Here is an 11,692-nt window from a genome sequence, read left to right as displayed (position 1 = left end):
TATAGATGATTTCCTGACCTAAGATCACATTTTATTCTTTTTTCCACTTCAATCTAAGAATTGAGAAAAAAGCAAAACCTTATATTATACCATAAAAAAATTATGCAAGAGGTCTATTCCCTAATTGAAAAAACGTCTATTGCCCGGATTCGGTTGGGGTTAACACTTCTCTTACCATGGAGGGAGTAACTCGATCGCTAATGGTGACTTGGCCGATCGCCGTTGGTAAAATAAATCTAACTTTGCCATCTTTGACCTTTTTATCGGCAGTAAGCATCTCGATCATCTGGTCGGGGTTTAAGGGCGGAATTTGTGTTTCTAAGCCAGCTTTGGCAATTAACGCCGTTTGTCGTTGATTTTCCGCTTCCGTCCACATTCCCAGTTTAACAGCGATCGCTCCTGCTGCCACCATCCCCATCGCCACCGCTTCCCCGTGGTTAATCTTAGTATATCCGGTTAAACTTTCAATGCCGTGGGCGATCGTGTGACCATAGTTTAAGATCGCCCGCAAACCCGCTTCTTTTTCGTCTTTACTTACCACATCTGCTTTAGCTTGGCAAGATTTTGTAATAATTGTTTGCAATAGCTCGCCATCGATCTGAGAAAAACTAGCTAAATTGTCCGAGTCTTCTAACTGTTTAAATAACTCGGCATCCCAAATTACACCATATTTAATCACTTCTGCCATTCCTGCCCGAAATTCTCGCACCGGTAGGCTTTTAAGCACTTCAAGATCGATCAGAACTAATTTCGGTTGATAAAACGCCCCGATCAGATTTTTGCCCTGGGGATGATTGACACCAGTTTTACCCCCGATGGAAGCATCTACCATCGCTAAGAGGGTGGTGGGAACTTGGACAAAATTAACACCCCGTAACCATGTGGCTGCCGCAAATCCCGTCATATCCCCGATCACACCACCACCGAGGGCAACCATAGTCGAGGAACGTTCCAACCGGTGAGCGAGGGCGCTATCATAAACTTCGGCGATCGAATCGAGGGTTTTATAATTTTCGCCGGCGGGGATCAGATGAGTAGAAACGGTAAATCCCGCTTTTTCTAGGGAATTAACCGCTATTTGCCCGTAATACTCAAAAATTTCGGGATTAGAAACCAATAAAACCTTTTTACCTAAGCTTAACCGGCTCATTTCTGCACCGAGATTGGCTAAACTGCCCTTCTCGATCAGAATATTATAGGAGCGATCGGGTAAATTAACGGGAATACAAATAGCCATAGGGTGTGGGGAAGTGGGGAAGTGGGGTGTGGGGTGTGGGGTGTGGGGAAGTGGGGAAGTGGGGAAGTGGGGTGTGGGGAAGTGGGGAAGTGGGGAAGTGGGGTGTGGGGAAGTGGGGAAGTAGGGAAGTGGGGAAGTGGGGAAGTAGGGTGTGGGGAAGTGGGGAAGTGGGGAAGTGGGGAAGTGGGGAAGTGGGGAAGTAGGGTGTGGGGAAGTGGGGAAGCTGTCTCATCACCCTATCACCCCAAAACCCTATCACCCCAAAACCCTATCACCCCAAAACCCTATCACCCTATCTCCTCCTGATTACTGACTTCTGACTCCACTAAGAAACTTTTTCAGTCAACCCTAATTATTCGCTAAAGAGATAATTGCTGCGATCGCTAATTGGCCAATCTTGATTTTCTCCACCGATAATTAAACGTTTAATATCGACAAAATCCTTACTTAATTGGGTCAAGGCATTGATTAAAATATCTAAAGCAATAAGATCGCTAGTACCAAGGTCAAACCAACAACGTCCCCAAGTACCTAAGTATTCAAAATCAGTCATATTGTGCATCGGTGACATAAAGGCATTTTCGGCCATATCTGGATCGTATTCCATATAACTAATATCGACTCCCACCTCCTGTACCTGTAGGTTTTCCGCATTGAAAGCCCCTAATTTACCCAAATAAAACCAAGAGGCAAAAACTTCTTCTACATATTGCTGTTCCATATTCGAGGGAACTGTCGAAAATTCCAGCCAAAACCAGACATCAAAAGGATTAAATTCGCGAAATTGTACTTCCATATTTTTTATAGGAGACAGGAGTAGGGTGTTGGGTTTTAGGGTTTTAGGGTTTTAGGGTTTTAGGGTTTTAGTTGAAATTCCCCCATCTCCCCACTTCCCCACTTCCCCTATCCCCTAACTGCTATGCTGTAATTTCCAGAGAAAACTAGCGAGGAGATTGGTGATAATATGAGCGAGGATCGGGATTAATAAATTACCGGTGATGATGACGGTATAACCGAGGGCAAAACCGACAACAGTTGCCCAGATAACATAGGGCCATTGTTGGGAACCGCTAAAATGGAGGATACCAAAAATCAGACTAGAAACGGTTAAACCAAAGATATTTAAGCCCAAAGCCGGCAAAATCACCCCGCGAAATAATAATTCTTCACTTAACCCCGGCAGTAATCCAATCCAAATTAAATCGGGCCAAGCTAAAGGTTTAATGACTAATTCTAAGTAAGCGTTAGCACTATGGCGATAACTAGACCAAAAACGATATAGAAGCCCACTAATTCCACTAATTGCCCCCGCTAAGGCTAATCCGAACAGGAAATCCGGGAGAGTCAAGCGAATGGCGGGAATAGCGATCGCACCGAAATATTGCCAAACTTTGGCGACTACCAGCAAGATAATCGCCGTTACCGCCATAATGGTGAGGACTTGTGTGCGTGTCAGGGGATCAAATTCGGAATTAGGGGAATTAGTCACGGATTCTCGGATAAACAGCGTAAAGAGTTTAAATTAGGGCGAAGAGATGCTAGGCTAACCCCGGCCCGTTGACAAACGATCGCACCGATCGCCTCTGTATATGAGTGTACCCTAATTGCTTTCACCCCTAGAGGTTCCGGGGCCACCTTCATCCTTGTACTATTTTCCTGTACGGCAATCAGTACAGTTTTTTCTTGACAAAAACCCAAAACTGTGCTAGAGCCGCAGGCACTGGCGGGAACGATCAGAGCGTCCACCTCCCGGCCCCAAATAGCATCGGGACTGGGCTGCTTGACCAATTGGGGGGCGCGACTTAAACCCACCAAAACGCAGGGTAAAAAAGTATAACCGATTTCTTCGGCTGCGGCCTTGGGGGAAAGTTGCGGATCGAGGGGCAGCGGACTTAAAGCGGGAGCGTGGGCTGCCGGTATTTGGAATTGTCGGACTACTAGATGGGAAATCACCGCTTCGGCCCCGGCAAGGGGATCCACCCCCTGACCATGGCGATAATTAGCCAGGGCAATGCTATCGGGATCGTCGGGAAAACGGGCAACAATGGCGATCGCTTCTGCCCGGCCCTGGTTAATCAGTTTTTCTGCCCCCCGCAGCAAGCTGTCGGGATTGCCAATTGTTCCCCAACTGGCCCCAGAGGCAGCCTCTCGCAACTGCACATTTAAGGGGGCATCGGTGATAACGTAATCGGTGAGATCTAAGCCTAGGGTAGCCCGGACAGCATCGGCAGCCTGAAGGTGTCTTTGCAAGAGGTCAAATTCAATGGCGCGATCAAATAGTAACCCGATGCGATTTTGATGGACGGGACTTAACCCCCAATCCCCCCGGGCAAAACGATCTAAAGCGTAACCCTCCACATAATAGGTGTTGGCTAGAGGCCAGTACAGTTGTGCGCCATTGAGGACATTGGGATGGGTAATTAGGCGATCGCAAACTTGGGCGATCGCTTTGGCCACGGGAATGCCATCCCCAGCATAACCGCCAATCGCTGCCCCGATGCCGGTGGGAATAATTAGTACGGCGGTATAGGGACGAGAATTCACGAGGCAGTGGTGACAATCGCTTCGACTTTTACCTGATTATTCTCGGTATCCACTTCTGTGATTGCCCAACGCAAGGGTTCACCGCGTTTGGCTAATTCTTTTTCGATTTCTTGCTGCAGTTGTTGCGGGGTTTCCTGTAGGTCGATTTCGGCACTAATAAAGTGAGTGGTCATGGGAATAGTCCAGGATAGTTATCCCCTCAGTTTATCAAGATTTTGCCCTCTTGCGCTGGCTTATCGGCTCTCTGGGTCAGGAACCACAAAGACACGAAGAACACAAAGATAGATCGCTATATAAGTTAAACTGATCACACAAAGAATAAGAGAGCCAAAGCCATTCTCGTACTATGATTAATACTAGGCTTTCCCCTAGAGATTATGATCGCAGTTCCCAACTACATCAGTCCCCAAGAATATCTCGCTATCGAGCGCCAGAGCCAGATCCGCCATGAATACCGACGTGGTTTGGTTTATGCGATGGCCGGCGGTACGGATAATCACGATCGCATTGCCCTTAATCTACTCGCTCTGGTTAACCTGCATTTCGGCGACTCTACAGACTGTCGGTTTTACTCGGGTAATGTCAAGGTTAACTATCAAGATCAGTTTTATTACTATCCCGATGCTTTTGTTACCTGCGATCCTCGCGATCGCCAAGATCGTTATCTGAAACGCTATCCGAAACTGATCGCGGAAGTGCTTTCCCCCAGTACGGCCGCTTTTGACAAGGGCGAAAAATTCCAAGATTATCAACAGATAGAAACGTTAGAAGAATATGTATTAATTTCCCAAGAAATCCAGCGAGTGGAATGCCGTCGTCGTAATTCTCTGGGGACATGGGAAACGACTATTTACGAGACAGACGATCGGGTGATCCTGCAAAGTATTAACCTAGAGTTAGCCATCACAGATCTCTACCGCGGAATAGATTAAAGTGTGAACTACTCTCAACCGAGTTGAGAGCTTCCTGCTTCAAATGGGAATGGATAGATCGCATTTAGTTGCTTTGTACTAACTTGCTCGGCAATTTTCCAGCCATTGTTCTAAATCTTGTAGTGACTGAAAATCTAACAAAGCTTCTCCCAAGTTTTCTAACTGTTCTAGGTCAAGACTGCGAATATTGGGCAATAATTCGGGAGAAATGTCCCCTATCCGCCGATTTAATAGACGTAAAACTAGGTTAGCTTCTCCTTCTTGTCGTCCTTCTTGTCGTCCCTCTTGTAAACCCTCCGACCAGATTTCTTGATAGATAACTGATTCTTTCATGATGTCTTTCCTCAATAATCGTTGAATGATGTCTTTCTCTAATACTAACCCGGCTAGAATAGCGGTAGATGCAGCCAGATTACTTTGTTCTCGACTATCGCTGATTTGCTCGATTTCTTGGGCAATTTGCCGCAGTAAGTTTTCTTGTTTCTCAGCTTGAGCGAGTATGGCAAAAGGAAACAGTCCGGGGGCCTTTAATAAGGGTTCCGAGGGTTGTTCCCAGAGTCTAATCACTTCAAATTGATGAGAGGTTTTCCCTTGTTTATAATCATTTTGTCGGACTTTGGGGGAGTCACTTTTCCTCAGATAAATAACCACTTGATGGATAGGTTTATCGGGATAGCGTCGATAGAGTCTGGTGGCATAATCTAGCATTCTATAGGGAATATCTTCTTTAGGTTCGGTTTGGAACTCGATATGTAAGATTAATTCTTCCGACTCCAAAAAGATTAAAGTATCGGCTCTAATTGGCTCTAGGGATAATTCCGAGGGTTTAATTTCTGTTAATTCTAAGGGTTTACCCAGTAACCAAGTGGCCAAGTCTCTCGAATATTCAAGGGCGATAAATTTACAGGTAGAATCATACATTTTCAATTCAATTATAGGTTAAGGCTGACCTATATTTTAACAAAATTATCACCCTATCCCTAAAAATAACCAAAGGAGGTTTTAAAACCTTCCTAAAGGCCAAGATGTGCTTCAAACTATCCTAAATGGAGATTTTATGCTTGGCGCTTACGAAAAGCAGCACCTAACCCCCAAAGATGATAGCTTCAAAAATCTCGTAGCGTTCTTTGCCAATGCGAATAAAATAAATATCGCCCTCTTTCGAGGCACTAAACGCCCCAGAGTCCGCCTGACTAACATCGTAGCCGATCGCTTTCCCTTTTTCAAAGAAAATGATACGCTTGCGGCCGTCGGGTTTGGTGACAGTGACATCTGCACTACCGTTACCTCGACGAGTGACACCAAAGGGACAAGATCCCGCCGGTTTTCCGTCGCCCATAGAACAGGTAACACTACCCGTAGCATGGTAATTTGTCCCGGGTACTTTGGCATCGCTTTGGTTGTAATAATTGGAAATAAAGATTTTTAAGCGATAATTAGCTACCTCATTATTACGCACTGAATTGCGGATCAAACCCACTTGGATCGTATAATCGCCATCCGCTGGTAGGATTCCTTCATAAGCGTTACCGGCATTAGACCCGATAACCATCGCCGCATCCTTGCCGGGGACTTTACCCGGTGCAAAAAGGTTGAAAGAAGCACCCCCATTATCGCTATTGAAGGCAAGGGAGATATTCTGCCCAGCATTAGCGCGAATTAGGTACTGGACGACCTGTTCTCCCTTGATTTTGCCTTGAATGGTTGTTCCAGATGCTCCTGCTTTGAATTGTACCCGTTCTTTACGAACTTCGCTTAAGGCTGGAGAAGGTAGGATAACGGGGGTGGTGATTAAGGCAGCGAGGAAGAAAGCGGAAAAGAGTTTACGCATTTTCTGGGAGATAAAAAAATAAATCGAGAAAAGATGGGGTTTTTCTGCCCCTCCCCGAATCAGTAGGGAGGAAATCGAGATTACCGACAATCTAACGGACTGGTGTGGACAAGAGACTGATAGCCTCCACCTTCTACCCGTACCCTCAGAGAGTATGAGTCAAGTCCGGGGATTTTGTCAAGTCTTTTTTAGAAAAAAACTTTAATCGGGGAAGGGTATATCTAAACTCATTTGTTGTCCTTGGGTTTCCCTTTGTTTTTCGGCAGCTTTCAGGACTTCAAAGGTGAGGATAACATCGAGACGTTTTTTCTGTTCAAGGATTTCTTGCACTGTCACAATCTCAATTTTATCCACACTTTGACTCATGTAACGACCGCGATAAATTCCCGCAGATTTGGCCGTTTGAACCATATCTTTGCTAGGAGGTTTCAAGGTGATAAATATACCCAAGGCTGCCCCTTGTAGTGTCATGGTTCCCTGTAGATCTCTGATGTCTCCCGATTTGACATTACCGGATTTTACTTGAAAAATAATTTTCTCGCGGTTGTCCTTATCTCCCTGAAAATAGGCAATAGCATCGACTCCTTTATCTGCCCCTTTTTTGTCATTAATCACGGCCCGGTTATTACTATAGGTTAAAACCGCCCATTTCTCAAATTCTTTGCGGGTACGATCATCGGGTTTAGTGGCTAATGCTTGCGCTGATTCCATGTCTTTAGGAATACCGTTCAGTTCAATTTTATCTAAAACATTTTTACCAAAGGAGTCCTCTAATCGCTTTAACATTAAGCTAATACTCTGATAGGTTATATCAATTCCAATCCAGTTTCTCTCTAATCTCTCCCCTACAGCAATTGTCGTTCCACACCCACAATAGGCATCTAAAATTACATCTCCTTTATTGCTACTTGCTTTAATTATTCTTTCTAGCAATGCCTCCGGTTTTTGCGTAGGATAACCGAGTTTTTCGGCAGCATGAGGACTTAAAGATTGAATGTCAGTCCATAAATTGGTAATAATAGAGCCTTCTTGCTCATTCAGATATCTTTTTAACTGTGGCCGTTTTTTTGTGTTAAATTGACCATCGGAATGACGAGGATAATATATTCTACCCTGATCGTGTAACTGTTGCATCGTCTCTTTTTGGTAACGCCAGCCTTTACTAGGATAAGGAAACCCCATCCATTCATACATCATATTTGGCCGTGGATTCGGACTAGCCATATCACTTAATCTATACATTCCTCTCCCATCATTATCATCATGTCTATAAAATTTCTCAACATAATTACTATCGTGTTCTCCGTACTGAGGATGGAAACTAGCTTGAGAAGATTTAACATAATAAAAAATTATATCGACAATATCACAAAATTTCTTTTTTGCGTCACTATGGGCTGATTGTCTTTTCCAGCTAATCTCATTTTTAAAATCACCCCCCTGAGAGCAAAAAACCGTATCTAAAACTATTTTTAAATAATGACTAGCAGTGGGATCACAGTGGAGATAAAAGCTACCAGTAGATTTTAAAACTCGATGGATTTCCACAATCCTCAGAGTCATACTCACCAGATAAGCGAGAAGACTACCTTTTCCTAAAACTTTAGTCAAACCGTCAATTAAATCGATAGTCTGACTGGTAAATTTACCCTGATAGTTGCTTTGAATTTCCTCTAAAGCTTCGTTAGCGTGATTATCCCATGTCCAGGTATCCACAAACGCTTGTGCTTGTGCTTGATCTTCCTTGCCTAAGTTGTTATAAATTTGGTTGTAATTGCGTTTAGAATTAAAGGGTGGGTCGATATAACAAAGATCGATCGATTCATCTTTGATATATTTACGCAGCACTTCTAGGTTATCACCGTAGTATAGTTTATTGACCATCGAGATTAAGGGGATTGACCGCATTCTCAATTGTATTATTATTCCCCCTTAAAGAGGACAAATACAATTCGCCCCTACAATAATACTATTGTACCAATGGTAAAAGCACTGAGAGGCATCCCACAATAGTCTTACTGGGAGACGGAATTAAAGGTTAATTTTTTTAAGTCTATCTAGCCTGAAAATGAGGGGGTCGCAGGCAGGCACGGATTTCCATTCTATAAATAAGTATATGTCAAGTCTTGGGATTTTGTCAAGGGGAATTATCCTCTGCAATCGCTCCGCAGAATAATATGATTGTACCAATGGTAGAAGCACTGAGAGGCAGCCCACAATAGTCTTACCAGGAGACGGAATTAAATTTAATTTTTTTAAGTCTATCTAGCCTGAAAATGAGGGGGTCGCAGGCAGGCACGGATTTCCACTATATAAATAAGTATATGTCAAGTCTTGGGATTTTGTCAAGGGGAATTATATTAATTTCGCCGCTAAAATTAAAGGTTCGTTCCAATCAACTAAAACCCTTGTGTTTGGTGATGGCATCTCTAACCGTTGTATGATGGAACGATGCAAAGACTCAGAATGACTCGACCAGACGACTGGCACCTTCATCTCCGCGATGGTGCAGCAATGAAAGCGGTTTTACCCCATACGGTGCGTCAGTTTGCCCGTGCCATTATCATGCCGAATTTAAAACCCCCAGTGCGCTCAGTCGCTGATGCTGCCGCCTATCGCGAGCGCATTCTGGCAGCAGTTCCAGAGGGTCAACAATTCGAGCCATTGATGACCCTCTATCTCACCGATAATACCAGTCCCGAAGAAATCATAGCGGCGAAAGCCTCTCAGTTTGTCAAAGCGGTGAAATACTACCCAGCCGGTGCGACAACTAATTCCGACTTGGGGGTGACAGACCTGCGTAAGTGCGATTGCGTTTTGGCAGCGATGGAGCAGCTGGATATGCCGCTACTACTGCACGGGGAAGTTACCGATGGAGATATTGATGTGTTCGATCGAGAGAAAGTGTTCATTGAGAGGCACTTAATCCCACTGATAACGAGATTTCCCAAACTGCGGGTGGTGTTTGAACACATTACCACTGCCGATGCGGTCCAGTTTGTTCTCTCTGCTAACAACAATGTCGCCGCCACAATTACGCCCCAACATTTATTGTTTAGCCGAAACATTCTCTTTAGCGGTGGCATTCGTCCCCATTTTTATTGCCTGCCGATTTTGAAACGAGAGGAGCATCGTTTGGCACTTTTGCAAGCGGCAACATCGGGGAATGCCAAGTTTTTTCTAGGGACCGATAGCGCACCCCATTCTCGCTACAGCAAAGAAAGTTCCTGTGGCTGCGCGGGTTGTTATTCGGCTCTGCACGCTCTAGAGTTGTACGCAGAAGCTTTTGAGAGCGTTGATGCGCTCGAGCAACTGGAAGGGTTCGCCAGCTTTCACGGTCCAGATTTTTATCAACTCCCCCGGAATACCGAACAAATCACATTAACCAAAACCCCTTGGCGCATTCCCGATGAATTGCCATTTCCCGAATCTGGACTGGTGCCGTTACGAGCGGGTGAGGAAATGACTTGGCAATTGGGGGAATAAAAAACCGCCAGTTTTAGCTTACATATAATGTTTGTGGCTTTTATGCTCCCGTCTTATTTTGGTAATAATCGCGGGTTCCCTTCGCATCTAGGGCTTCACCGAGACGAGCAATGGCCTGGGCGTAGGCGGCGTTACGCAGAGATATATCGAACTCCTGGGCGAAAGACCAGACTTTTTCCGCTTGTGTCACCATTCTTTCTTTTAAGCGCTCATTTATCTCGTTTAATTGCCAATAAAGACCGCTGCGATTTTGCACCCATTCAAAATAACTCACCGTTACCCCACCTGCGTTAACCAGAATATCGGGGAAAACGAGAATCCCTTTTGATTCTAAAATGCGATCGGCTTCTGAGGTAGTGGGACCGTTGGCCACTTCAAAGATATATTTCGCCCGCACGCGATCGGCATTTTCGGCGGTAATTTGGTTTTCTAGGGCAGCCGGAATCAAAACATCCACATCTAGGGCTAATAATTCTTCATTACTAATCGCTTCGTGTTCCATGATATGACAGACGGTATCCTGACAGTAAATAGCAGTAATCTCGCGGTGTTCCTGTTTATACTGACGAATGCTGGCAATATCTAGGCCTTTTTCCCGATAAATGCCGCCCTGGGAATCACTTACCGCCACCACTTGATAACCGGCTTTGGCGAGGAGATCCGCTACTATGGCCCCGGCGTTACCGAATCCCTGGACGGCCACGGTAGTATTAGCGGGTTTTTTGTCTAATTTCGGCAAAAGAGAGTTAATAACATGAAAAGCTCCTGTTCCCGTCGCCGTATCGCGGCCGCGACTGCCTCCCATGGTTAAAGGTTTCCCCGTCACCACCGCCGGACTAATTTTACGCCGAATGATGCTGTACTGGTCCATCATCCAACCCATGATCATCTCGTTGGTATAGACATCGGGGGCAAGAATATCGACATCGGGACCAATAAAGTCGGCTATACCCTCGATATAGCCCCGGCTAAGGCGTTCTAACTCGGCTTTTGACAATTCTTTCGGATTGAGGGTAATGCCGCCCTTGGCCCCACCAAAGGGCAAATCCAGCAGGGCGCATTTAAAGGTCATCCAAAAGGCCAGGGACTGCACCTCATCAATGCTGACGTTGGGATGATAGCGCACACCTCCTTTGCCGGGGCCGCGGGTGTCATCGTAGCGGACGCGGTAGCCTTGGAAGATTCTTAAAGTGCCGTTGTCCATACGGACGGGTATGGAGACGCTGAGACTAGCTTTGGGATATTTTAACCGCTCGATCGCATCATCGGAAATGGAGACATACTTAAGGGCGCGTTCTAGGCGACTGCTGGCATCGGTAAAGAGTGATTTCGACATGATTTTTTTCCCCCTATCTATCCCCATTAGAACATGAAAAAACAGTATATTTCGCTACAGTTTATTTTTCTTAATTAACCATAGACAGGAATTGCCGACAAGTATTCTCAAACAAGGTTATTGTTGAGTTAACTTCAGTGATTGACACTCCCCGCTCTAAAGAGACGGGGATTCTTGGTTCACAGAGATTACTTGCTTAGACAGAACTGCTTCTGAAAAAGTAGAGGTATTCTCTCCCCAAGCGTTTATTGGATCTAGCCCAAAGGTTCCGGTATGCCCTACCGTACTTAGTCCCCTTTTAAGGATGTTGATTGCGGCGTTTTCAT

At 45.2% G+C, this 11,692-nt stretch carries 12 protein-coding genes and 1 pseudogene; 3 read left to right on the top strand and 10 right to left on the bottom strand.

Annotated elements, in window-relative coordinates; genetic code table 11:
- Positions 1-136: 136 nt before the first annotated feature.
- Entirely contained in the window at positions 137-1,237 is a 1,101-nt protein-coding gene (gene aroB / locus EWV84_RS13365; protein WP_287078369.1) for a 3-dehydroquinate synthase, read from the bottom strand.
- Between the two features lie 3 nt (positions 1,238-1,240).
- On the opposite strand from aroB, the gene EWV84_RS13360 reads away from it, so the two are divergent.
- Positions 1,241-1,543 (top strand): hypothetical protein, encoded by a 303-nt coding sequence (locus EWV84_RS13360; protein WP_287078368.1) that lies wholly within the window; start codon positions 1,241-1,243, stop codon positions 1,541-1,543.
- A gap of 46 nt (positions 1,544-1,589) precedes the next feature.
- Here EWV84_RS13360 and EWV84_RS13355 read toward each other — a convergent pair whose 3' ends face one another.
- The 4 genes from EWV84_RS13355 to EWV84_RS13340 all read right to left on the bottom strand — a co-directional run bounded on the left by EWV84_RS13355 (position 1,590) and on the right by EWV84_RS13340 (position 3,954).
- On the bottom strand, positions 1,590-2,033 hold the full coding sequence (locus EWV84_RS13355; protein WP_079206944.1) for a DUF3531 family protein: 444 nt from the start codon (positions 2,031-2,033) through the stop codon (positions 1,590-1,592).
- Positions 2,034-2,147: 114 nt separating this feature from the next.
- Positions 2,148-2,726, bottom strand: a complete 579-nt coding sequence (locus EWV84_RS13350) for a CPBP family intramembrane glutamic endopeptidase (protein ID WP_287078367.1) — start codon at positions 2,724-2,726, stop codon at positions 2,148-2,150.
- Positions 2,723-3,781 carry a DUF3326 domain-containing protein gene (locus tag EWV84_RS13345; protein WP_287078366.1) on the bottom strand — a complete coding sequence of 353 codons (1,059 nt, stop codon included), beginning with the start codon at positions 3,779-3,781 and terminating at the stop codon, positions 2,723-2,725. The genes EWV84_RS13350 and EWV84_RS13345 overlap by 4 nt, the downstream gene beginning before the upstream one ends.
- Positions 3,778-3,954, bottom strand: coding sequence for a DUF8621 family protein (locus EWV84_RS13340; RefSeq protein ID WP_002734354.1), 177 nt, complete (start codon positions 3,952-3,954; stop codon positions 3,778-3,780). Before EWV84_RS13340 ends, EWV84_RS13345 begins: the two co-directional genes overlap by 4 nt.
- A 204-nt stretch (positions 3,955-4,158) precedes the next feature.
- On the opposite strand from EWV84_RS13340, the gene EWV84_RS13335 reads away from it, so the two are divergent.
- The gene (locus EWV84_RS13335; protein ID WP_287078365.1) at positions 4,159-4,713 is read left to right on the top strand and encodes a Uma2 family endonuclease; all 555 of its coding nucleotides are present in this window, start codon (positions 4,159-4,161) and stop codon (positions 4,711-4,713) included.
- A 78-nt stretch (positions 4,714-4,791) separates the two neighbouring features.
- Here the strand turns inward: EWV84_RS13335 and EWV84_RS13330 are convergent, their stop codons facing one another.
- From EWV84_RS13330 to EWV84_RS13320, 3 genes are all read right to left on the bottom strand, one after another.
- Complete coding sequence (locus EWV84_RS13330) at positions 4,792-5,634, bottom strand: Rpn family recombination-promoting nuclease/putative transposase (RefSeq protein WP_287078364.1); 843 nt, start codon at positions 5,632-5,634, stop codon at positions 4,792-4,794.
- 163 nt (positions 5,635-5,797) lie between these two features.
- Complete coding sequence (locus EWV84_RS13325; protein WP_287078363.1) at positions 5,798-6,544, bottom strand: p24 family protein; 747 nt, start codon at positions 6,542-6,544, stop codon at positions 5,798-5,800.
- A 201-nt stretch (positions 6,545-6,745) separates the two neighbouring features.
- Entirely contained in the window at positions 6,746-8,428 is a 1,683-nt protein-coding gene (locus EWV84_RS13320; RefSeq protein ID WP_287078362.1) for a DNA methyltransferase, read from the bottom strand.
- Between the two features lie 567 nt (positions 8,429-8,995).
- Here EWV84_RS13320 and pyrC point away from each other — a divergent pair.
- Entirely contained in the window at positions 8,996-10,030 is a 1,035-nt protein-coding gene (gene pyrC, locus EWV84_RS13315) for a dihydroorotase (RefSeq protein WP_323801811.1), read from the top strand.
- A 40-nt stretch (positions 10,031-10,070) separates the two neighbouring features.
- Here pyrC and EWV84_RS13310 read toward each other — a convergent pair whose 3' ends face one another.
- Positions 10,071-11,366, bottom strand: a complete 1,296-nt coding sequence (locus EWV84_RS13310) for a Glu/Leu/Phe/Val family dehydrogenase (protein ID WP_287078360.1) — start codon at positions 11,364-11,366, stop codon at positions 10,071-10,073.
- A 156-nt stretch (positions 11,367-11,522) separates the two neighbouring features.
- Positions 11,523-11,692: pseudogene (locus EWV84_RS13305) on the bottom strand (RNA-guided endonuclease TnpB family protein); the annotation flags it as partial.

Source organism: Microcystis sp. M_QC_C_20170808_M3Col (assembly GCF_007095505.1).
GTDB lineage: Bacteria > Cyanobacteriota > Cyanobacteriia > Cyanobacteriales > Microcystaceae > Microcystis.
This window is presented reverse-complemented; position numbering and strand designations above follow the sequence as displayed.

What these genes read in the sequence shown, in the direction of transcription:
- EWV84_RS13355 (WP_079206944.1), bottom strand. Translation starts at nt 2,033, where the DNA reads ATGGAAGTACAATTTCGCGAATTTAATCCTTTTGATGTCTGGTTTTGG.
- EWV84_RS13325 (WP_287078363.1), bottom strand. Translation starts at nt 6,544, where the DNA reads ATGCGTAAACTCTTTTCCGCTTTCTTCCTCGCTGCCTTAATCACCACC.
- pyrC (WP_323801811.1), top strand. Translation starts at nt 8,996, where the DNA reads ATGCAAAGACTCAGAATGACTCGACCAGACGACTGGCACCTTCATCTC.
- EWV84_RS13340 (WP_002734354.1), bottom strand. Translation starts at nt 3,954, where the DNA reads ATGACCACTCACTTTATTAGTGCCGAAATCGACCTACAGGAAACCCCG.
- EWV84_RS13310 (WP_287078360.1), bottom strand. Translation starts at nt 11,366, where the DNA reads ATGTCGAAATCACTCTTTACCGATGCCAGCAGTCGCCTAGAACGCGCC.
- EWV84_RS13330 (WP_287078364.1), bottom strand. Translation starts at nt 5,634, where the DNA reads ATGTATGATTCTACCTGTAAATTTATCGCCCTTGAATATTCGAGAGAC.
- EWV84_RS13320 (WP_287078362.1), bottom strand. Translation starts at nt 8,428, where the DNA reads ATGGTCAATAAACTATACTACGGTGATAACCTAGAAGTGCTGCGTAAA.
- aroB (WP_287078369.1), bottom strand. Translation starts at nt 1,237, where the DNA reads ATGGCTATTTGTATTCCCGTTAATTTACCCGATCGCTCCTATAATATT.
- EWV84_RS13335 (WP_287078365.1), top strand. Translation starts at nt 4,159, where the DNA reads ATGATCGCAGTTCCCAACTACATCAGTCCCCAAGAATATCTCGCTATC.